This is a genomic window from Streptomyces sp. NBC_00435, assembly GCF_036014235.1.
Lineage (GTDB): Bacteria > Actinomycetota > Actinomycetes > Streptomycetales > Streptomycetaceae > Streptomyces.
The window spans coordinates 6,020,718-6,042,018 of sequence record NZ_CP107924.1 but is presented as its reverse complement, the minus strand read 5'-3'; the positions used below and the strand labels follow the sequence as shown (position 1 = coordinate 6,042,018).

Here is a 21,301-nt window from a genome sequence, read left to right as displayed (position 1 = left end):
CCGGTCGGCCCAGGCCGCCACGGAGGAGATCCCTGATGTCCGAGACCGACAACGGCGTCGACCCCCGCACGGCCCAGCTCCCGTCCCCGCGCCCGACCCGGCGCGGGGTCCTCCTCGCCGGGGCCGGGGCCGCCACCTTGTGCTGCGGGACGTCCGCCCGGGCGGCGGCGGCCCCGGCCGCGCCCCAGGCGGCCCCCGTCTCACCTCAGTCCGCACCTGCCGCTCCCGCCGCCATGGCCGACCTGGCCCCGTACGCCTCCTACTGGTTCCCCGACTCGCTCCCCGGGGGAACCCCCGAGCCCGGGATCACCTGGCGCTCCCTCATGCGGTGGAGCCCGGAATCCGACCCCGATCTCGCGTTCAACGCCGCCACCGTGCCGCTGGCGCCCCGCTTCACCCCGGTGCCGCCGAACGCCACGGCCCGGACCGGCCAGGCCCGTATCTCCTCACTCGTCTCCTTCGGGAGCACGTCCGCGAATCCGGCCCAGGGTTCCCCGACCGCCGACTACTACGCCCTCACCCACTGGGCGTACATCGACGAGCTCGTCTTCTGGGGCGGCTCCGCCGGCGAGGGCATCGTGCTCGCCCCGAACGCGCCCGTCACCGACGCCGCGCACCGAAACGGCGTGCGGGTGCTGGGCAACGTGTTCCTGCCCCCCGTCCCCTACGGCGGCGACCTCCAGTGGACCCGCGACCTGGTCCAGCGGGACTCCCTCGGCCACTTCCCGGTCGCCGACAGGCTGGTCGAGGTGGCGCGCGCGTACGGGTTCGACGGCTGGTTCGTCAACGCCGAGACCGGCGGCGGGGACAGCGCACTCGCCGCCCGGACCCAGCGGTTCCTGCGCGCCCTGCGCGCCGCGGGCGAACCGTACGGCCTGCGCATCACCTGGTACGACGCGATGAACTCCACCGGCGGGGTCGGCTGGCAGGGTGCGCTGAACGAGCTCAACCAGGAGTTCTTCGAGGACCGCCGGGGCAAGGTCGCGGACACCGTGCTCGTGGACTTCCGCTGGACCCGGGCGAAACTGGCCGCCTCCGGCGCGCTCGCCGACCGGCTGGGCCGCAGCCGCCACGAACTGTGGGCGGCCGTGGACACTGAGTCCAAGGGGTGGGACGCGGCCGTGGACTGGGACGCGATCGTCCCGCGCGACCGGGACCACGTCGTGTCCTACGGCTTCTACCGGCCCGAGTGGACCCTGGGCCACCTCACCGACCGTTCCCCGGGCGCCTTCCACCGCGCCGACGACCGGTTCTGGACGGGCGAGTCCCTGGACCCCTCCCGTCCCGCCCCCGAAACCGCCTGGCGGGCGCCCGCCACGGTGGTCGCGGACCGGTCCACCGTGAGCACGCTGCCCTTCGGCTGCTCCTTCAACACCGGGCACGGCGAGCGCTGGTACGAGGACGGCGAGGCCGTCTCCGACTCGGGCTGGAACCACCTCGGCCTTCAGGACCGGCTCCCGGGCCGCCGCTGGGCCGTGGACACCGCCGGGACCCGCCCCGAGGTCACCCTCGACTTCGCCAGGGCCTGGCGCGGGGGCTCCAGCCTCCTCGTCACCGGCGGGCTGACCGCCCCGGCCGCCGTGGGACTGCACTCCACCCGGCTGCCGCTGACCCGCTCCAGCGTCGTCGAGCTGGTCCACGCCACCGAGTCGGGTCCAGTGGCGGTCGAGCTCGGCGTGGCCACGCGCGAGCCGTCCGGTCCCGGGCAGGAGGTCCCGTACACCTGGCTGGACGCGGAGAGCCCCGGCTCCGGGCCGGGCTGGCACACGACCCGGGTCCGGCTGTCGGAGCTGGCGGGCGGTACCGCCCACGCCCTGGCCGTACGGATCACCCGACGCGGGAAGGAGCCGGTGCGCTGGCGCCTCGGCGCGCTGACGGTACGCGACGCCGCCGCGCGGCCCCGCCCGGGTACTCCGGGTGCCCCGGCCGTGTCCGCCTCGGCCCAGCACTCCGGCAGTGCGGCCCTGCGGCTGTCCTGGCGGCGGGCAGCCGGGCCGGTGCGCCACTACGAGGTGTCGCGCGTCCTCCCGGACGGCACCCGCCGCTTCCTGGGCGGCACCTGCGGCACCGCCCTCTACCTCCCGGCCGTCCGCCGGGCCGGCCGGGAGCGGGCCGCCGTCTTCGAGATCCGGACCGTGGACGAGCTGTACGCCGTCTCCGCCCCGGCGCGCACCCGTCTCAAGTGGACCTGAGTACCGGCCCGCCCGCGGGGGCGGCCCCGCGGTTCACTCGGGCCCGGCGTCCGGGTCGGAGCGCGGGACCGCCACCGTCACCCGCAGCCCGTGCGGCGGGTTCGGCGCGTAGGAGAGCGACCCGCCGCCCGCGGCGAGCAGGGTGCGGGCGATGGACAGGCCGAGCCCGGAGCCCTTGATGTTCTGGTGGAGTCCGCTGCGCCAGAACCGGTCGCCGACACGGAGCAGTTCCTCCCCGGTGAGGCCCGGTCCCCGGTCGGCGACCACGACCCGCACCAGGTCGCCGTCCACGGAGAGGGTCACCTCGACCGCCTCTCCCTGCGGGGTGAACTTGAGGGCGTTGTCGATGACGGCGTCGAGCGCGCTGGACAGGGCGATCGGATCGGCCCAGCCGGTGGCGGCGCTGCGCCCCGTACTGGTGAGCCGTACGCCCTTCTCCTCGGCGAACGGGCGCCAGGCGGTGACCCGCTCGGCGGCCAGCCCGGCGATGTCCACGACCCCGATCTCGGCGGTGGCGTGCTCGGCCAGCGCCAGGTCCAGCAGGTCGTCCAGGACCTGGGTCAGCCGCTTGCCCTCGGTCCGGACGGAGGCGATCTCCTCGTTGCCCTCGGGGAGTTCGAGGGCGAGCAGCTCGATCCGCAGGAGCAGCGCGGCGAGCGGGTTGCGCAGCTGGTGGGAGGCGTCCGCGACGAACGCCCGCTGCTGCTCCAGTACGTCTTCGACGTTGTCCGCCATCTCGTTGAACGAGCGGGCCAGGCGTCTGAGTTCCGGCGGGCCGCCGGCCGCCGCGACGCGGGAGTTCATCCGCCCGGTGGCGATGCCGTGGGCGGCGACGTCCAGGGTCCGCACCGGCTTGAGCACCCAACTGGTCAGCCGCAGTGCGGCGCCGAAGGCGACGAGCATGGCGGCGCCGAGCCCGGCGACGATGAGCAGCCAGCCCCGCAGGATCCGGCCGCGCATCTGATCGGTGGGTGAGTCGGTGGCGACGACGGCGACCACGTCCCCGTCGAGGACGACCGGGGAGATGACGAGGAGCCTGCCGCCCGGCTGCCAGGGCCACACCTGGCCGGGGTCGTGGCTGCGCCGTCCGGCGAGTGCGTCCTCGAAGGCCCGGCGCCCCTGCTCCGACTGCGGCAGCTCCCACCAGCCGGGGGAGCGGACCAGGGCGTTGTCGTCGCGGAAGAAGATGCCGACGCGGATGCCGTACAGCTCCTGGTAGCGGTTGAGTTCCTGCCGCAGGGTCTCGCGGCGCTCGTCGGCGCCGCTGGCCTTGGAGCCCTCGGCGTCGATGACGAACTGGGCCAGCGCGGCGAAGCGGGCGCTGTCGTCGATCCGGTCGACGACCACCCGCTGCTGCTGCCCGGCGGCCAGGGACACCGCGAGCGGGAAGCCGAGGGCGAGCAGGACGCCCGCCATCAGGACGACGAGCAGGGGGAGCAGACGGGCGCGCACGACGGGTCCCCCGCTAGAGGGCGGGCGGGGCGGGTGCGGCGGGCGGGGCGGAGGCGGCTGGCGGGGCCGAGGCGGGCGGTACGACGAGCCGGTACCCCACGCCGCGGACGGTCTCGATGAGGGCGGGCATCCGCAGCTTGGAGCGCAGCGAGGCCACGTGCACCTCGAGGGTCCGGCCCGTCCCCTCCCAGCTGGTGCGCCAGACCTCGCTGATGATCTGCTCGCGGCGGAAGACGACGCCGGGGCGCTGCGCGAGCAGGGCCAGCAGGTCGAACTCCTTGCGGGTGAGCGCCACGTCGGCCCCGTCCACGCTGACCCGGCGGGTGGACAGCTCGATGCCGACGGCTCCGAGGCTGACGACCCCGGGCGCACCCGGCGCGCCACCGGCACCGCTCTCCTCGGCGACCCCGGTACGCCGGGCCACCGCGTGGATGCGGGCGAGGAGCTCACCGGTGTCGTAGGGCTTGGTGACGTAGTCGTCGGCGCCCATGTTGAGGCCGTGGATGCGGGAGCGCACGTCGGCCCGTGCGGTGACCATGATGACGGGCGTGCCGGTGCGCTTGCGGATCTTGCCGCACACCTCGTACCCGTCCTGGTCGGGCAGGCCGAGGTCGAGCAGGATCACCCCGTAGGGCGGGGCGGCAGCCGGCAGCAGGGCCTGCAGGGCCTCCTCACCGCTGCGGGCATGGGTCACCTGGAAGCCGTGCCGGGCCAGGATCGCGGACAGGGCGGCGGCGACGTGGTCGTCGTCCTCGACGAGCAGCAGTCTCATGTCGTCCCCCTGTCCACTTCTTCCTCGTGCTTCGTTCGTCCTGTGGCCACCAATGGCGGCCACCAAGCATCCACGCCGATGCGGACTCCCACGTCAAGGTGGTTCCGGTCGGACGCGGCTTCCGTTACGCACCCGGTACGGCCACGGCCGGTGGCGTGTGCCCGTGCGTACGGAGCGTATCGGTGCGAGGCCGGATCGTTATGCTCAATTCTCCCTCAGATGTGCTGACGCTGTGCGCGCCACGTCACTACTGTCCTCCCAACCGAGGAGGACGGAGCTAGAAGCCGATGAGCGGAGTATCAGTGACCAAGGACGCGCGGGACGCGGCCGCTCCCGCGGACGACCTGGTCGTGCTGAGCGACGTCAACAAGCATTTCGGCGCGCTGCACGTGCTTCAGGACATCGATCTGAGCATCGCCCGCGGTGAGGTCGTCGTGGTGATCGGCCCTTCGGGGTCGGGCAAGTCCACATTGTGCAGGACCATCAACCGCCTGGAGACGATCGATTCGGGCACCATCACGGTCGACGGGAAGCAACTCCCCTCCGAGGGACGCGAACTGGCCCGGCTGCGCGCCGACGTGGGCATGGTCTTCCAGTCGTTCAACCTCTTCGCGCACAAGACGGTGCTGCAGAACGTGATGCTGGGCCAGCTCAAGGTCCGCAAGGTGAACCAGGCGGACGCGCGGGAGAAGGCACAGTCCCTGCTCGACCGGGTGGGCGTCGGCTCGCAGGCCGACAAGTACCCGGCGCAGCTCTCGGGTGGTCAGCAGCAGCGCGTGGCGATCGCCCGCGCGCTGGCGATGGACCCGAAGGTGATGCTGTTCGACGAGCCGACCTCGGCCCTCGACCCAGAGATGATCAACGAGGTGCTGGAGGTCATGCAGCAGCTCGCCCGGGAGGGGATGACCATGGTGGTCGTCACGCACGAGATGGGATTCGCCCGCTCCGCCGCCAACCGGGTCGTCTTCATGGCCGATGGGAAGATCGTCGAAGAGGCGACGCCCGAGCAGTTCTTCAGCAACCCGCGGAGCGACCGTGCAAGAGACTTCCTGTCGAAGATCCTGCACCACTGATTTCGCGTCTGGTAGTGATCCGGTGACGGATCGTCGTCCAGCACGTCTCACTTCACTTCTGTCTCACGTCTCACTCCGAGGGAAGTCCACCATGAAGCTCTCCAAGGTCGGCGCGGCCGCCGCTGTCGCCGTAGCTCTCGCCCTGACCGCGACCGCCTGTGGCGGCAGCAGCGACAAGGCCGCCAGTGACGGTGGCGCGAGCGCCGGGGCCAAGAAGGACAAGATCGTCATCGGCATCAAGTTCGACCAGCCGGGTGTGGGCCTGAAGACCCCCGACGGCAAGTTCACGGGCTTCGACGTGGACGTGGCGACCTACGTGGCCAAGGAGCTCGGCTACACGCCGGACCAGATCGAGTTCAAGCAGGCCGTCAGCGCCGAGCGCGAGAACCTCATCGCCAACGGCGACGTGAAGCTGGTCGTCGCGAGCTACTCGATCAACGACAAGCGCAAGGAGAAGGTCGACTTCGCCGGCCCGTACTTCCTCGCGCACCAGGACCTGCTGGTCCGCGCCAACGACACCTCGATCACCAAGGCCGAGGACCTCAACAAGAAGAAGCTCTGCTCCGTCACCGGCTCCACCTCGGCGCAGAACGTCAAGACCAAGCTGGCCCCCGAGGCCGACCTGCAGCAGTACCCGGGCTACTCCGACTGCCTGACCGGTCTGGAGAACAAGGCCGTCGACGCGCTGACCACGGACAACTCGATCCTGGCCGGTTACGCCTCGCAGGACAAGAACAAGGGCAAGTTCAAGCTGGTCGGGCTGAGCCTGAGCAACGAGAACTACGGCATCGGCCTGAAGAAGGGCGACAAGGACCTTCAGACCAAGGTCAACGCCGCCATCAAGAAGATGGAAGCGGACGGCGCCTGGGAAGAGGCCATCAAGAAGAACTTCGGCCCGTCCGGCTACAAGAACGAGCCGGCGCCCGCGGTCACCGAAGGCAGCTGACCCGGCGGCCGGTCCGCCGGCCGATCCATCGGTGAGGACTGATTCATCGGGGAGGTGCGACGCCGCCCGCCTGCCGCGGGCGGCGCCGTGCCCCACCGGCCAACCTGGCCATCCTGGGGAGAGCGCAGGCCATCGTGTTCGATTTTCTTGATTCGGGGCAGTACGACCTGCTCGGAGCCTTCTGGGTGACGGTTCAGCTCACCCTCTACTCGGCCGTCGGGTCCCTGATCTGGGGCACCGTACTGGCCGGGATGCGGGTCAGCCCGGTCCCGCTGATGCGGGGCTTCGCCGCCGCGTACATCAACGTGGTCCGCAACATCCCGCTGACCGTGCTGATCATCGGCTGCTCGCTGGGCCTGAACCAGACCCTCGGCATCACGCTCGGCGGCGACACCTTCAAGGACATCGGCTTCCGGCTCGCGGTCCTCGGATTCACCGCCTACACCGGTACCTTCGTCTGCGAGGCGCTGCGCTCGGGCATCAACACGGTCCCCGTCGGCCAGGCCGAGGCCTCCCGCGCGCTGGGCCTGAGCTTCGTGCAGACGCTGACCCTGATCGTGCTCCCCCAGGCCTTCCGGGCGGTCGTCGCCCCGCTGGCCAACGTACTGATCGCGCTGACCAAGAACACCACGGTGGCGGCTGCCATCGGCGTGGCCGAGGCCTCCCTGCTGATGAAGGAGATGGTCGAGAACGAACCGCAGGCGCTCTTCGCCGTCTTCGGGATCTTCGCCCTCGGCTTCGTCCTTCTGACCCTGCCCACCGGCCTGCTGCTCGGCTGGGTTGCCAAGCGAGTGGCGGTGAAGCGATGACCTCCGTGCTGTACGACGCCCCGGGCCCCAAGGCCAAGGCGCGCAACTGGATCTACAGCGGGATCTTCCTCGTCGTGGCCGCGGCCGTCGTGTGGTGGGTGCTGTCCGCACTGGCGGAGAAGAACCAGCTCGAAGCCGACAAGTGGTCCCCCTTCTTCACCGACAGCCAGCTCTGGACCACGTTCCTGCTCCCCGGCCTCGGCGAAACCCTGCGGGCCGGAGCCATCGCCATGGTGATCGCTCTGCCCCTGGGCGCCCTGCTCGGCATCGGCCGGCTCTCCGACCACGCGTGGGTACGCAGCGCCGTGGGCACCTGGGTCGAGTTCTTCCGGGCCGTACCGGTGCTGATGCTGATGCTCTTCGGCTCCGCCTTCTTCGTGCAGTACACCTCCGTGAGCTCCGAAGTACGGCCGCTGTACGCGGTGATCACCGGCCTGGCCCTGTACAACTCCGCGGTCATCGCCGAGATCGTCCGGGCCGGCGTGCAATCGCTCCCGAGGGGCCAGACCGACGCCGCGAAGGCGATCGGCATGCGCAAGGGCCAGGTCATGACGCACGTCCTGCTCCCGCAGGCGGTCACCGCGATGCTGCCGGCCCTGGTCAGCCAGCTCGTGGTGATCCTCAAGGACACCGCGATCGGCGGCGCGCTGCTGGGCCTGGCCGAGCTTTTGTCGATGAACCGGCCGATCGCGGCGAACTACAGCAACACCATCCCGACCCTCGTGATCATCGCGGCGCTGTACGTTGTGGTGAACTTCGGCCTCACCACGTTCGCCTCCTGGATGGAGGGCCGCCTGCGGAAGTCGAAGCGGTCCACCGGCGCGATGGTCCCGGTGTCCCAGTTCGACGTGGGCGAGAGCGTCGACGGCGACTGACGGCTCGTCGAACAACTGCCTGACCGAGCGGCGGACCGGTATCCGGCGTCCGGCCTGACAGCCGGTCAGTACACTGGCGGGACACGTGTGGTGCGACGGATCTCATCCGTCGCACCACTCGGCATTGTCCCGGCCGGCGTCACTTGACGCAGGCACCTCCAGTGAGTTGCATACGTTCTGTGATCACATACCGGACACCGGGAGCCACATCATGGACCCGGTGATCGTCGTCGGCGCGGGGCCCGTCGGGCTGTCCCTGGCCCTCGCCCTGGCCGGCCAGGGCGTGCCCTGCGTCGTGCTCGACGAAGGATCCGGCAAGGAGGAGCCCCGCCCCGCCCGCACCGTCGCCCTGCACGCCGACACCGCCGCCATGGTGCACCGGCTGGGCTGTACGACCCTGCGCGACGAGGGCGCCTACTTCACCGCCTGGCGCACCATGCGGCGCGGCCGCGACTCCCAGCGGATCACCTTCGAGGACGGGCCGGCCCCGATCCACCTGCCGCAGCACGCCCTCACCCGCGGGCTGCGCGACGCCGCCACCGCACACCCCCTGGTCCAGCTGGTCACCGAGAGCCGGATCGACGCCCTGGAGCAGGACGGCGCCGGGGTCACCGCCCACACTCGGGGCGCCGAGACCACCTGGTGGCGCGGGAGCCACCTGGTCGGCTGCGACGGGGCCCGCTCCACCGTGCGCAAGCTGCTCGGCATCCGCTTCCCCGGCCGCACCGCCGTGGAGCGGCACGCCGTCGCCGCGCTGCGTACCGAACTTCCCTGGCCGGGCGAGGCGTTGCTGCACCGCAGCCCGCCCGACGAAGTGACCGCCCGGCCACTGGCCGACGGGGTGTACCGGCTGGACTGGCTGCTCCCGGCACGCGGGGACCTCGTGACCCCCGACGCGCTGGTGACCCTCATCCGCGACACCCTCGCGCTGTGGTGCGGGGGCACCACTCCCCCGTACGAACTCCTCGACACCGGGGTCCACACCCTGCACCACCGGCTCGCCCGGCGCTGGCGCGACGGCCGCTGCTTCCTCGCCGGGGACGCGGCGCACCTGCTCGGCGCGCTCGGCACCCAGGGCGTCGAGGAGGGGCTCCGGGATGCCGAGAACCTCGCCTGGAAGCTCTCGCTCGCCTGGCACCAGGGGGCTTCCGAGGAACTCCTCGACAGCTACGAGAGCGAGCGCCGCCGGGCCGTGGCCTCCCGGCTGCGCGCCGCCGACCAGGCGATGGCCGTGGTGCGCGCCGGGAACGGGATCCGCACCTATCTGCCCGGAGCCTCGCGTTCCGCCGAATCGCTCCTCACCGACGGCCACTTGGGGCGCGGACCGCTGGGCGCGGAGCCGGTGTACGCCCCGCCCGTGGCCGTCCGCGAGGTCCCGACCGCCACCGAGCCGGGCGGGTCCGTCGAGAACATCCCGGTGACGGCGCCCGACGGCTCCACGGTGCCGCTGCGCGACCAGCTGGGCCGGGGCCGGCTGCTGGTCGTCCTCGTCGCGCCCGGCACCGGGGTCTGGGACCGGCGCCACTGGGTGGGCGCCGGCCTGATGCCCCGCCTCGCGGCGGCGGTCGCCGCGCTCCCGGTCCGGGCGGAACTGCTCGTGGCCGACGGGTACCCGGGGGCGGCCGCGCACACCGTGCTCCTCGTACGACCGGACGGGCATCTGGCGGCCACGTTCGACGGGGTCCGCCCGGCGGAGCTCTACGAGGCCGCGGACGCGGTCCGCCACGGCGCGCCCGCGCCCGCCCCTTCCTCCACTCCCCGCACCACTCCCGCCATCGCACCGTTGATCGATTGACCCTCCGGCCGAGTCGTGCTTCACTCGCGAACATGACCGGCAACGACGTACGCCTGTGGCGGAGGGTCCATATGGACCTGCTCCGCTACGCGGGCTGCGTATGTCGCCCTTCCTGCTGATTCGCCTTCCTCCGCGCGCCCGAAGTGTGCCGCGCACTCTCGCGAACCCCCAGGACGGTCTTCCTCCATGCCTGCCACCACGCACGCCCCCGCACCGGCCTCCGTGCCGGCGCCCGCCGCCGCCGTTTCGGCGGCGGATCTCCTTGCCTTCACCCTGCGCGTCGCCTCCGACCCCGAGCTGATCGCCTCCCTGCCCCTCGACCCCGAGGGCCGGACGTGGATCCGGCTGGACGGCCCGGGCGGCAGCGAGGCCTGGCTGATCGGCTGGCCCCCCGGCACCGGCACGGGCTGGCACGACCACGCCGAGTCGTGGGGTGCCTTCACCACCGCGCGCGGCCGCCTCACGGAGAACTCCCTGACCGTCCGCCTCCCGTCCGAGGGCTGGCAGTCCCTCTCCCTGGCACCCGACGTTGACCGCACCCGCGGCCTGGCGGCGGGCGCCGGGCGGGCCTTCGGCGAGCACCACGTGCACGAGGTACTGAACGAGTCCGGGACCGAGCACGCGATCTCCGTCCACGCGTACTACCCGCCGCTGCCCCTGATCCGCCGCTACAGCCGCACCGGCCCGGTGCTCACGCTGGAGCAGGTCGAGCGCCCGGCGGACTGGCAGTGAGCGGCATCGACGCGCTGATCGACCGGCTGCGGACCACGTACACCCGCGTGGACGCGGCCCGGGCGCACGAGGAGTTCCTGGCCGGGGCCCTCCTGGTCGACATCAGGTACCAGGCCCTGCGCGAGCGGGACGGCCTGATCCCCGGCGCGCTGGTGGTCGAGCGCAACGAGCTGGAGTGGCGCCTCGACCCGGAAGGCTCCCACCGCCTCCCGGAGGCCACGGACCACGGCATCCGCGTCATCGTCGTCTGCAACGAGGGCTACGCCTCCACGCTCGCGGCGGCCTCCCTCCACGGGCTGGGCCTCCCGGGGGCCACGGACCTCACGGGCGGCTTCCAGGCCTGGAGATCGGCGGGCCTCCCCGTAGCTCCGCCCACTCCTTCTTGACGCCCTGCTCGCGCCACTCGGCCCTGGCGGGCCACGCCCCTCCTTCACGCGCCACTCGCCCTGGCGGGCCTCCCGGGCTTCGCGCCGCTGCGCCCGACTCCGTCCGGCGGTGACCTGACGGGTGCCACTCTGCCGTCCCGACGCGGGGCCCGCTCCTCAAACGCCGGCGGGGCTGGATTTTCCAGCCCCGCCAGTCGGGGCTAGGCCTTCGCGGTTGCCAGGTCTACGGGGCGTGGCCGGAGCGCGGCCCGGCCCGCGAGGCCGGTCGCGCACAGCGCCAGCAGCCCGGCCCCCGCGACGACGACCCCGTACACCAGCGGGAGCACCACCGGCGCGGCCGCCCCCGTCATGCCCACGCTGAAGGCGGTGAGTACCGTCAGCGCGATCCCCGACCCCAGCACCGCCCCCATCAGGAGCACGGCCAGCGCCTCCACCCGCAGCATCCCCCGCACCTGCCTGCGCGTCGCACCCGCGAGCCTCAGCATCGCGAACTCCCGCAGCCGCTCCCCCGTGGACATCGCCAGCGTGTTGGCCACCGCGATCCCGGTGAAGGCCAGGACCAGCCCCATCGCCAGCAGGTTGATCCCGGAACCGGACCCGGCCGGGCCCCCGTCCGCACTCCGCCGCTCCGCCTCGGACACCGACAGCACCGACACACCCGGGTACTCCCGTACGGCCGAGGCCAGCGCCTCCCGCACCGCCGGTCCCGCCACCAGCACGCGCGAGGCGAGCGGATCGTCGACGTGCGCGGCCACCAGGGCGTGCGGCAGCGTCACGTCCCCGAAGCCCAGCCCCCGCGCGTACACCGCGGACACGGTCAGCGTGACCGGTGTCCCGTCCCCCAGAGTCAGTGTCAGCGGGCTCCCCGGCTTCAGGCCCAGCTGGTCCGCGGCCAGTTCGCTCACCGCCACGTCCCCCGCCCCGAACCCCGCCAGGCTCCCGCCCGTCACTCCCGGGTCCCAGGTCCGGTCCAGCCCGGCCGGGGTCACTCCCTGTGCCGCGTACTTCGTCAGCCCGACCCGGACCGACGTGTGCACGATCTCGGTGGCCGCGACGACCCCGGGCGTCCTGCGGATCCGCTCGGCGGCGGCGCCGGAGACGCCGGGCCCCTGCCCCTGGAGCACCCACTCGGCCCGCACTCCCTCGCGGGCCTGCGTCCGGGCGGCGTCGCCGAGCGTCGGGGTGATGAAGAGCACCGTGCAGGCCATCCCGATCAGCAGGGTGAGCGGGGTGACGGCGGAGGCCATCCGGGTGGCGTTGCCGCGCAGGTTCGCGGTGGCCAGCCGGCCGCCCGGGCCGGCCAGCCGCAGCGGCCCGGCGAGCAGCGCGGTCGCACCCCTGACGATCAGCGGGCCCAGCAGCGAGACGGCTCCGGCGAGCACCACGACGGCGAGGAAGGTGACCGGCGTCGAGGCCGGCTCGGTGCGCAGCGTGCTCAGTACGGCGACCAGGACCACGCCGGCGGCCAGCAGCAGCACCCCGGTGGCGAGCCGGCCCCACGCGGGCCGGCTCCGCTCGACGGCGGCCTCGGAGAGGGCTTCGGCCGGGCGGACGCGGGCCACGCGCCGTGCGGTGATCCGGGCCGCGGCCCAGGCTCCGAGCAGGCTCGCACCGACGGCGGCGGCCATCGGGAAGATCCCGGCGGTGCGCTCCAGGGTGACGGGGACGACCCCGGCGTCGACGAACCGCCCGTGCAGCCAGGCGGCGAGCGGCAGCCCGGCGAGGGCTCCGGCGACTCCGGCGGCCAGGCCCACGAGCATCGCCTCCCGGCCGATCATGCGGCGCAGCTGCCGGGGGGTGGCCGCGATGGCGCGGAGCAGGGCGAGCTCGCGGTGGCCGCTGCTGGACCGAGAGGGCGAAGGTACCGACGACCACGAGGATCGCCACGAGGAGGGAGGTGCCGCCCATCGCGCCGCCCATGGACACCAGCTTGATCCGGGCGCCGGCCGCGTCGAGGAACTCGACGGGGCCCCGCGCGTCGCCGGTGGCGACCTGCGCGGTGGTGCCCTGGAGTGCCTGGCGGATCCGCCCGGCGAGCTCGCCGGGGTCCACTCCCGCCCCGGGCAGGACCCCGATGGCGCTGACCCGGCCGTCGCGGGCGGCGAGCCGCTGCGCCTCGGTGTCGCTGAAGAACAGGGTGGTCTGGTGCCCGAGGCTCCGGCCGGCCGTGGCCGCGATCCCGCTGACGGTGTAGGTCCCGGGCTCGCCGGTGGACTGCACGGCGAGTTCCGAGCCGGGCTTCAGGGCCGCGCGGGCCGCGAGTTCACTGTCGACCACGACCTCGCCAGTGCTCCGGGGGGCGCGGCCTTCGGTGAGCGTGAAGGGGGTGAGCGCGGCGGAGCTCCAGGCGTGCCCGTACGAGGGCTTCGCGCCGTCGGTGCCCCTGGTGAGTGCCAGCGCGCGGAACGTGACCTCGGGTACGGCCCGCTCCACTCCGGGCACCGCGCGGACGGTGTCCGCCGTGGCGGCCGGCAGCCAGGCCCGTTCCGCCACGGGCTTGGCCTTGTGCTTCGTCCTGACCTTCGGGGTGTCGCCCTTCTTCACCTTGACCGTCGTCTCATGGACGTTCTGGTCGGCGGAGACGAGCACCGGCGTGCCCGCGTAGCGCTCGGTGGCGATCTTTCCGCGCAGTCCCGTCTCCAGGAGGGTTCCGCAGGCGGTCACGAGGGCCGCCGCGCACAGCAGGGCGACGAAGGCACCGAGGAAACCGGCTTTGCGGTCCCTGACGGTCTGGAGTGCGTAGCGCAGCATCATGCGGGCAACTCTGCCGCCGGGGACACCGCGTCACATTGGGGCGCTCCGGCCTCCCGGGACGGGGGTTGGCCCCACCCCCGCCCGCCGGTCCGGGCCGGTGAGCGGGGTCAGCCCCCGGGGTACCCCAGGTCGTCGGCGTCCTCGCCCTCCGCCTCCAGCGCGCGGCGGACCACCCGCAGGGCCATGCCCTCCGGGTATCCCTTGCGGGCGAGCATTCCGGCGAGCCGCCGGATCCGCTTGTCCCGCTCCAGGCCCCGGGTCGCGCGGAGCTTGCGCTCCACGAGCTCCCGGGCGGTCTCCTCCTCCTGGTCGGAGTCCAGCTGTTCCAGGGCCTCCTGTACGAGGGTGGGGTCCACCCCCTTGGTACGGAGTTCCTGCGCGAGCGCCCGGCGGGCCAGGCCCCGGCCGCGGTGGCGGGACTCGACCCAGGCCCCGGCGAACGCGGCGTCGTCGATCAGGCCCACCTCCTCGAACCGGGAGAGGACCTGCTCCGACACCTCCTCGGGGATGTCCCGTTTGGCCAGGGCGTCCGCGAGCTGCCGCCGGGTGCGCGGCATCCCGGTGAGCAGACGCAGACAGATCGCCCGCGCCTGCTCCTCGGGACTCTGGGGCGGCAGCTCCTGACGGCTTTCCCTGCCCTCGGCGCCCCGGCCTTCCGCGAGGCGACCTTCCGGGCCGCCTTCACGACTGCCTGCCCGGCCGCCTCCACGACTGCCTTCACGACCGAATGGGCGGCGGCCCTCACGACTGCCCGCGCGCCGGCCCTCCCGGCCGTCTCCGCCGCCGCCCCTTTCCTGCTCCCACACGGGTCAGCTCTTGGCGACGGCGGCCTTGGCCGCGGTCTTCGCCTTCGACGCGGGAGCGGGCACGGCCGCGGTCTCGGTGGACGCGTCCGCGCCGGCCTCGGCCGTGGCGGTGGCGGTGGCGGTGGCAGCGGCGTCCTTGCGGACACCGACGCCCAGCTTCTCCTTGATCTTCCGCTCGATCTCGTCGGAGAGGGCGGGGTTGTCGCAGAGGAACTTCCGCGCGTTCTCCTTGCCCTGGCCGAGCTGGTCGCCCTCGTACGTGTACCAGGCGCCGGCCTTGCGGACGAAGCCGTGCTCCACGCCCATGTCGATCAGGCCGCCCTCGCGGCTGATGCCGTGGCCGTAGAGGATGTCGAACTCGGCCTGCTTGAAGGGCGGCGCGACCTTGTTCTTGACGACCTTGACGCGGGTGCGGTTGCCGACCGCGTCCGTGCCGTCCTTGAGGGTCTCGATGCGCCGGATGTCGAGGCGCACGGAGGCGTAGAACTTCAGCGCGCGACCACCGGTGGTGGTCTCCGGCGAGCCGAACATCACGCCGATCTTCTCGCGGAGCTGGTTGATGAAGATCGCGGTGGTCTTGGACTGGCTGAGCGCACCGGTGATCTTCCGGAGGGCCTGGCTCATCAGACGGGCCTGGAGACCCACGTGCGAGTCGCCCATCTCGCCCTCGATCTCGGCCCGCGGCACGAGAGCCGCGACGGAGTCGATGACGATCAGGTCGAGCGCACCGGAGCGGACCAGCATGTCCACGATCTCCAGCGCCTGCTCGCCGGTGTCCGGCTGGGACAGGATGAGGTTGTCGGTGTCGACGCCGAGGGCCTTGGCGTACTCGGGGTCGAGCGCGTGCTCGGCGTCCACGAAGGCCACGGTGCCGCCGGCCTTCTGCGCGTTGGCCACGGCGTGGAGGGTCAGGGTCGTCTTACCGGAGGACTCCGGTCCGTACACCTCGATCACACGGCCGCGCGGCAGACCGCCGACGCCGAGCGCGATGTCCAGTGCGGTCGATCCGGTGGGGATGACCTCGATGGGGTCGTTCGGCTTGTCGCCGAGCCGCATCACGGCACCCTTGCCGAACTGCCGTTCAATCTGTGCGAGCGCGGCGTCGAGAGCCTTCTCGCGGTCGTTGCCTGCCATGGGTTCCACCCGATTTGCTTGAGTCGATCGCTTCACGCCATTGACGCTAACGCCTGCCACTGACAACGCGGCCCCGCGTCCGGTTCGACTGTGGATAACCAATAAGAATGCGTGTTCGATTTCCGTGTCAAGCGCACCACGCCGGACCCGCGGCACCAGGGCCGCGGGCCGGCCGGTGCGGACACCGCGACGGCCGGGAAACACCCGCGGGCCCGGGGTGGGCCGCTGGTAGCGTCCGCCCCATGGTGACGTCGAATACCCCCCTGTACGCAGCCGCGGATGTCCACGGGCACCGGTCCGAGTTCCAGGAGGCGCTCCGCGACGCGGGACTCGTCGACCGCACGGGACGGTGGTCCGGGGGTGACGCGCGGCTGTGGCTGCTCGGCGACTACGTCGACCGGGGTCCGGACGGCATCGGCGTCATCGAGGACGTCCGGAGACTGGCGGACGAGGCCGCGGCCGCCGGCGGCCGCGTGGAGGCGCTGCTGGGCAACCACGAGGTGCAGCTGCTCGCCGCCCACCGTTTCGGCAGCGCACCCGTCGCGGGATGGGACGAGCCCGAGGGGTTCCGGGGCGGCTGGGCCCGCTTCGGCGGCTGCGAGGAGGACCTGCGCCGCCTCGCCCCGGAGCACATCGACTGGATCCTCGGCCTGCCCGCGGCGGCGCTCGTGGACGGCCACCTCCTCGTCCACTCCGACACCGCCCGGTACCTGGAGTTCGGATCGACGGTCGCGGAGGTCAACACCGCCGTCGCCACCGCGCTGAGCTCCCCGGATCCCGCCGCGTGGCTCGAGTTCTCCCGGCGGATGAGCTCCCGGGGGGCGTTCCGCGACGCCGAGGCCGCGCACGCCGGTGATCCCGTGTCGACCGTACTGGGGACGCTCGGCGGTGATGTCCTGGTGCACGGGCACAGCACGCTCACGAAGCACTTCGGCGTGGCCCCGGGGGACGTCCGGGAAGCACTGCGGTACGCCGGTGGCCGGGTCGTCGCCATCGACGGCGGGGTGCACGAGGGGGGCCGCATCCTGCTCACCCGCCTCGGCTGATCCGCCACGGAGCACCTTCCGACTGACAACCCAGGGTTGACACCCACTCGACTGTCAACCTAGGGTTGCACCCATGACGAACCCTTCGGTCGAACCCGTTCGCATGACCAATCCGGTACGCCTCGACGACCTCATCGAGGCCATCAAGAAGGTCCACACCGACACCCTGGAGCAGCTCAGCGACGCCGTGGTCGCCGCCGAGGCGCTCGGGGACGTCGCCGACCACCTCATCGGCCACTTCGTCGACCAGGCCCGCCGCTCCGGCGCCTCCTGGACCGACATCGGCCGCAGCATGGGCGTCACCCGCCAGGCCGCGCAGAAGCGTTTCGTTCCCAAGGCCGACAAGGAGGGTGAGCCGGGACTCGATCCCAGCCAGGGCTTCGGCCGCTTCACCCCGCGTGCCCGCAACGTGGTCGTGACCGCGCAGAACGAGGCCCGTGCCGCCGGCAACACCGAGATCCGCACCGAGCACCTCGTCCTCGGGCTGCTGGCCGAGCCCGACGGCCTCGCGGCCCGTGCCATCGCCGCACAGGGCATCGCGGCCGACGACGTACACGCGGCCGCGGCCGCGGGCCTGCCCCCGGCCGCGGAGGACCTCCCCGCCCTGATCCCCTTCGACGCCTCGGCGAAGAAGGCCCTGGAGCTCACCTTCCGCGAGGCCCTGCGCCTCGGCCACAGCTACGTGGGCACCGAGCACGTCCTGCTCGCACTCCTGGAGCTGGAGAACGGAACGGGTCCGCTCAGCGGCCTCGGCGTGGACAAGGACGCGGTCGAGAACTGGGTCAGCGACGCCCTGGCAGCCGTACTCGCCTCCTCGGACGGGAACGCGAAGTAGAGACGTCCGCGTCGTCGGTCAGCGCGTACCGCTTCACGTACGCACCGAGGAAGGCCTGCATCGTGGCCACGGCCGGGATCGCGATGAGCGCCCCGACCGCGCCCAGCAGGGCGGTGCCCGCGATGACCGATCCGAAGGCCACCGCCGGGTGGATGTCCACCGTCTTCGCGGTCAGCTTCGGCTGGAGCACGTAGTTCTCGAACTGCTGGTACACCACCACGAATCCGAGGACGTACAGCGCGTACCAGGGGTTGACCGTGAAGGCGATCAGCATCGGCAGCGCGCCCGCCAGGTAGGTGCCGATGGTGGGGATGAACTGCGACACCAGCCCCACCCACACCGCGAGCGCGGGCGCGTACGGCACGTCGAGCAGTACGAAACAGATGTAGTGCGCGACCCCGGAGACCAGCGCCATCAGCCCGCGCGAGTAGAGGTAGCCGCCCGTCTTGGTGACCGCGATCTCCCACGCGCGCAGCACCTCCGCCTGCTTCGCGGGCGGCAGTACGGAGCACAGCGCGCGGCGCAGCCGCGGGCCGTCGGCGGCGAAGTAGAAGGAGAACAGGCCGATCGTCAGCAGCTTGAAGAGTCCGCCGAGCACCGCGCCGGACACGTCGAGCACACCGCTCGCGCTGTTCTGCACGTACTTCTGGAGCCAGTCCGAGTGCAGCAGGCTGTCCTGGATGTCCAGCCGGGACAGGTCCGTGTGGAAGGTGTCGTTGATCGAGCCGATCAACGAGTCGAGATAGCCGGGGAACCCTTCCACCAGGTCGACGATCTGCGCGGCCAGGATCGACCCGAGCAGGGCGACGAATCCGGCCGCCGCGACGAACACCCCGAGGAACACCAGGAAGGCGGCGAGCCCGCGGCGCATGCCGCGGGCCGCCATCCTGGCCACGGCCGGTTCGATCGCGAGCGCGAGGAAGAACGCGATCAGGATGTTGACGAGCAGCCCGATCAGCTGGTGGAAGGCCCAGCTGCCGAGCTGGAAGCAGGCGACGAGGGCCAGTACGAGGACCACGGCGCGCGGCAGCCAGCGCGGCATCCGCGCGTCCACCGGCGCCGGTTCACCGGCGGGGTCAGGTGTCGAGGGGCGGCCCGACGCGGGGGCCGGGGCCCCTGGGTCTCCCGCTACGGGGCCCGCCGCCGGGGAGCCCTGCGGGGCCGCCGGGCCGGGCGGCGGCGCGCCCCGGGGGTCTGCGGGCTGGTCGGTCGTCTCATCGCTGGCTGCCACGCCGCCCAGTCTGTCCCACCGGCGCCGCGTACCGCGAAGTCGTCTCCCGGGCCCCGCCCGGCGACCCGCCGGTCCGGCCCAGGGCCTGTCGTCAAACTCCCGTCTGCCGCACGACGACAGGCCCTAGCGCAGCGAGGCCGGCACGTCCATCGCCGAACACACCGCACGCCACACGTCCTTGGCCTCCCAGCCCGCGTCCAGCGCCTCGTGGACCGTACGCCCCCCGAGCTCCCTCATGACGTGGTCCCGCGCGAAGGAGTCCGCGTAGCCCGCACCGAAGTGCTCGGCCATCCGCTCCCAGAAAATCGTCAACCGCATGACCTCAGTATCCCGCTCCGGAGAGTGCACCGGCCCCGTTCCGGCCCCCTCGCCGTACCGCGGACCCCTACGTTTCTCGCATGGCTGGAGACGAAGCGTGCGCCCCGGCGGCGCCGACGACGGCGAGCGCGCTGGCCCGCGCCGAGCAGTTCATCTGGCTCACGGCCCGGGTGCTGGAGCAGCGGCGGTTCGCGTTCCATTTCCTCGGCGGTGACGCCGACGCGGTGGACGCCGCCCTCGGCGCCTACCTCGGCGGTGACGGCGGCTACGGCCACGCCCTCGACCCCGATCTGCGCGGCCCGCTGAGCCACCCGCTGCACACCGCCCACGCCCTGCGCGTCCTGGACGGCCTGGGCCGCTGCGCCGGACAGCGCATCGAGCGGCTCTGCGGCCACCTGACCCGGGTCTCCACCCCGGACGGGGCGCTCCCGCTGACCGCGCCGGTGACGGGGCCGGCCCACGGCGGCTACCCGGCCGCCCCCCATCTCCCGCTGCACGACCACCCGCCGGGCGAGCTGCTGACCACCGGCCCGGTCGTCGGGATCCTGCACCGCAACCGGTTCTGGCACGCGTGGCTGTTCCGGGCTACGGACTTCTGCTGGGACCGGGTGGAGAACCTGCGCCACCCGCACCCGTACGAGGTCCAGAGCGCGGTGGCCTTCCTGGACGGGGTCCCCGACCGGGCCCGGGCCTCGGCGGCCGCCGACCGGCTGGGGCGGCTGGTCCGCGAGCAACAGCTGGTCGTACTGGACCCCGCGCGGCCGGACCCGTACCCGCAGGTGCCCGGCTACGCCCCGGGCGAGCACCTGTACCCGTACGACTTCGCCCGCCGCCCGCAGTCCCTGGCCCGCGGCTGGTTCACGGACGCGGAGCTGCGCCGCTCCCTGCACTTCCTGGCCGGTCTGCAGCAGCCGGACGGCGGCTGGCCGGTGCACCGGGCGGGGTGGGCGCCGGGCAGCTCGCTGGAGCGGCGCCCGATCGCCACGCTGGAGGCCCTGCTGACGCTGCGCGCCTACGGCGGCCTCTCGGGCGGAGCTAGCCTCCCAGGGCCCGCAGCCCCGCGGTGACCAGGACGGCCGCCGCGACCACGACCAGGAACGGCGCCCGCAGCAGCAGGGCGATCCCGGCGGCCACCAGTCCGGCGGCGCGGGCGTCGAGCACGAGCTCGTGGCCGGTGGCGAAGGTCTGCTGCGCGGTGAGCGCGGCGAGCAGCGCGACCGGCAGCAGGGCGGAGAGCTTGCGCACCGCCGGCCGCTCCAGGACTCCGGCGGGGACGAGCAGTCCGGCGAGCTTGACGGCGTAGCAGCCGACGACGGTGAGTCCGATGGCGATCCAGACGTTCACGAGCGGCGTCCCTTCATCCACAGCACGATCGGCGCGGCCAGCGCCGCGATCAGCACGGGTACCCCGGCGGGGAGCACGGGCAGCAGGCCCAGTCCCAGGACGAGGGCGAGGGCGGCGACGGCCCGCTCGGTGCCGGTCCTGAGCATCGGGGCGAGCAGCGCGAGGAAGACGGCGGGCCCGGCGGCGTCCAGCCCCCACGCCCTGGTGTCCCCGATGGCTTCGGCGCCGAGCGCGCCCAGCAGGGTGGTGACGTTCCACAGGACGTAGAGGGTCAGCCCGGTCACGGTGAAGCCGAGGCGCGCCGACTTCCGGTCGGGCTGGGCGAGGGCCACGGCAGTGGTCTCGTCGATCACCCAGTGCGCGGCGAGGGGCCGAACTCCCTTGGGCAGCGCGAGCAGTTGGGACAGCCGCAGCCCGTAGAAGGCGTTGCGGGTGCCGAGGAAGAAGGCCCCGGCGGCGGCCGTGAAGGGGTTCCCGCCGGCGGCCAGTGCTCCGACCAGCGCGAACTGCGAGGCGCCGGTGAAGACCAGCAGGCTGAGCACGCAGGCCTGGAGGGTGCTGACCCCGGATCCGGCGGCCGTCACCCCGAAGGCGAAGCCGGACAGTCCGACCGCCACTCCGACGCCGAGGGCGTCGCGGACGACGGCGGCGCGCGGCTTGTCCACGACCCCGGCCCCGGTCGCCGCCGCGGACCCGGTCACTGCCGCGGACCCGGCCCCGTCCGGGACCTGCCGGTCGGGTTCTTCTCGTATGGCCATCTGATGTTCTCCCACGCCCTGAAATTACGGAGAACCCGGCATC

20 protein-coding genes and 1 pseudogene are annotated in these 21,301 nt (G+C 72.8%); 12 read left to right on the top strand and 9 right to left on the bottom strand.

The genetic code is table 11. The annotated features are described in order from the left end of the window. Nucleotides 1-35 precede the first annotated feature (35 nt). The gene (locus OG389_RS27760; protein ID WP_328301156.1) at nt 36-2,192 is read left to right on the top strand and encodes an endo-beta-N-acetylglucosaminidase; all 2,157 of its coding nucleotides are present in this window, start codon (nt 36-38) and stop codon (nt 2,190-2,192) included. 33 nt (nt 2,193-2,225) lie between these two features. On the opposite strand, the gene OG389_RS27755 is transcribed toward OG389_RS27760, so the two are convergent. Continuing rightward, a complete protein-coding gene (locus OG389_RS27755; RefSeq protein ID WP_328301155.1) occupies nt 2,226-3,644 on the bottom strand; it encodes a sensor histidine kinase in 1,419 nt (472 codons plus the stop codon). Between the two features lie 13 nt (nt 3,645-3,657). Continuing rightward, entirely contained in the window at nt 3,658-4,416 is a 759-nt protein-coding gene (locus OG389_RS27750) for a response regulator transcription factor (RefSeq protein ID WP_328301154.1), read from the bottom strand. Nucleotides 4,417-4,703: 287 nt separating this feature from the next. On the opposite strand from OG389_RS27750, the gene OG389_RS27745 reads away from it, so the two are divergent. The 8 genes from OG389_RS27745 to OG389_RS27715 all read left to right on the top strand — a co-directional run bounded on the left by OG389_RS27745 (nt 4,704) and on the right by OG389_RS27715 (nt 11,032). Next, nucleotides 4,704-5,489, top strand: coding sequence for an amino acid ABC transporter ATP-binding protein (locus tag OG389_RS27745; protein ID WP_328301153.1), 786 nt, complete (start codon nt 4,704-4,706; stop codon nt 5,487-5,489). Between the two features lie 91 nt (nt 5,490-5,580). After that, a complete protein-coding gene (locus tag OG389_RS27740; protein WP_328301152.1) occupies nt 5,581-6,435 on the top strand; it encodes a glutamate ABC transporter substrate-binding protein in 855 nt (284 codons plus the stop codon). Nucleotides 6,436-6,569: 134 nt separating this feature from the next. Next, on the top strand, nt 6,570-7,244 hold the full coding sequence (locus OG389_RS27735; RefSeq protein ID WP_328301150.1) for an amino acid ABC transporter permease: 675 nt from the start codon (nt 6,570-6,572) through the stop codon (nt 7,242-7,244). After that, nucleotides 7,241-8,119, top strand: a complete 879-nt coding sequence (locus OG389_RS27730; RefSeq protein ID WP_328301149.1) for an amino acid ABC transporter permease — start codon at nt 7,241-7,243, stop codon at nt 8,117-8,119. Before OG389_RS27735 ends, OG389_RS27730 begins: the two co-directional genes overlap by 4 nt. A 211-nt stretch (nt 8,120-8,330) precedes the next feature. Then, nucleotides 8,331-9,914 carry an FAD-dependent monooxygenase gene (locus OG389_RS27725; protein WP_328301148.1) on the top strand — a complete coding sequence of 528 codons (1,584 nt, stop codon included), beginning with the start codon at nt 8,331-8,333 and terminating at the stop codon, nt 9,912-9,914. Between the two features lie 32 nt (nt 9,915-9,946). Then, on the top strand, nt 9,947-10,033 hold the full coding sequence (locus OG389_RS36840; RefSeq protein WP_311318651.1) for a putative leader peptide: 87 nt from the start codon (nt 9,947-9,949) through the stop codon (nt 10,031-10,033). 67 nt (nt 10,034-10,100) lie between these two features. After that, nucleotides 10,101-10,646, top strand: coding sequence for a cysteine dioxygenase (locus OG389_RS27720; protein WP_328301147.1), 546 nt, complete (start codon nt 10,101-10,103; stop codon nt 10,644-10,646). Then, the gene (locus OG389_RS27715; RefSeq protein ID WP_328304145.1) at nt 10,637-11,032 is read left to right on the top strand and encodes a rhodanese-like domain-containing protein; all 396 of its coding nucleotides are present in this window, start codon (nt 10,637-10,639) and stop codon (nt 11,030-11,032) included. The genes OG389_RS27720 and OG389_RS27715 overlap by 10 nt, the downstream gene beginning before the upstream one ends. Before the next feature lie 200 nt (nt 11,033-11,232). On the opposite strand, the pseudogene OG389_RS27710 reads toward OG389_RS27715, so the two are convergent. From OG389_RS27710 to recA, 3 genes and pseudogenes are all read right to left on the bottom strand, one after another. After that, nucleotides 11,233-13,786: pseudogene (locus tag OG389_RS27710) on the bottom strand (FtsX-like permease family protein). Nucleotides 13,787-13,893: 107 nt separating this feature from the next. Then, on the bottom strand, nt 13,894-14,592 hold the full coding sequence (gene recX / locus OG389_RS27705; protein ID WP_328301146.1) for a recombination regulator RecX: 699 nt from the start codon (nt 14,590-14,592) through the stop codon (nt 13,894-13,896). A 3-nt stretch (nt 14,593-14,595) separates the two neighbouring features. Next, the gene (gene recA, locus OG389_RS27700) at nt 14,596-15,726 is read right to left on the bottom strand and encodes a recombinase RecA (protein ID WP_328301145.1); all 1,131 of its coding nucleotides are present in this window, start codon (nt 15,724-15,726) and stop codon (nt 14,596-14,598) included. A 242-nt stretch (nt 15,727-15,968) separates the two neighbouring features. Here recA and OG389_RS27695 point away from each other — a divergent pair, with 242 nt between their 5' ends. Both OG389_RS27695 and OG389_RS27690 read left to right on the top strand, forming a co-directional pair. Continuing rightward, on the top strand, nt 15,969-16,772 hold the full coding sequence (locus tag OG389_RS27695; RefSeq protein ID WP_328301144.1) for a metallophosphoesterase: 804 nt from the start codon (nt 15,969-15,971) through the stop codon (nt 16,770-16,772). A gap of 73 nt (nt 16,773-16,845) precedes the next feature. Continuing rightward, on the top strand, nt 16,846-17,607 hold the full coding sequence (locus OG389_RS27690; protein WP_328301143.1) for a Clp protease N-terminal domain-containing protein: 762 nt from the start codon (nt 16,846-16,848) through the stop codon (nt 17,605-17,607). On the opposite strand, the gene OG389_RS27685 is transcribed toward OG389_RS27690, so the two are convergent. Beyond that, nucleotides 17,555-18,838, bottom strand: a complete 1,284-nt coding sequence (locus tag OG389_RS27685) for an AI-2E family transporter (RefSeq protein WP_328301142.1) — start codon at nt 18,836-18,838, stop codon at nt 17,555-17,557. The genes OG389_RS27690 and OG389_RS27685 overlap by 53 nt on opposite strands. Nucleotides 18,839-18,961: 123 nt before the next feature. Further along, a complete protein-coding gene (locus tag OG389_RS27680) occupies nt 18,962-19,156 on the bottom strand; it encodes a DUF3046 domain-containing protein (RefSeq protein ID WP_328301141.1) in 195 nt (64 codons plus the stop codon). A gap of 80 nt (nt 19,157-19,236) precedes the next feature. On the opposite strand from OG389_RS27680, the gene OG389_RS27675 reads away from it, so the two are divergent. Further along, nucleotides 19,237-20,223 carry a hypothetical protein gene (locus tag OG389_RS27675; RefSeq protein WP_328301140.1) on the top strand — a complete coding sequence of 329 codons (987 nt, stop codon included), beginning with the start codon at nt 19,237-19,239 and terminating at the stop codon, nt 20,221-20,223. Here the strand turns inward: OG389_RS27675 and OG389_RS27670 are convergent. Continuing rightward, nucleotides 20,192-20,500 carry an AzlD domain-containing protein gene (locus OG389_RS27670; RefSeq protein WP_328301139.1) on the bottom strand — a complete coding sequence of 103 codons (309 nt, stop codon included), beginning with the start codon at nt 20,498-20,500 and terminating at the stop codon, nt 20,192-20,194. The genes OG389_RS27675 and OG389_RS27670 overlap by 32 nt on opposite strands. Continuing rightward, nucleotides 20,497-21,258 (bottom strand): AzlC family ABC transporter permease, encoded by a 762-nt coding sequence (locus OG389_RS27665; protein ID WP_328301138.1) that lies wholly within the window; start codon nt 21,256-21,258, stop codon nt 20,497-20,499. Before OG389_RS27665 ends, OG389_RS27670 begins: the two co-directional genes overlap by 4 nt. Nucleotides 21,259-21,301 lie beyond the last annotated feature (43 nt).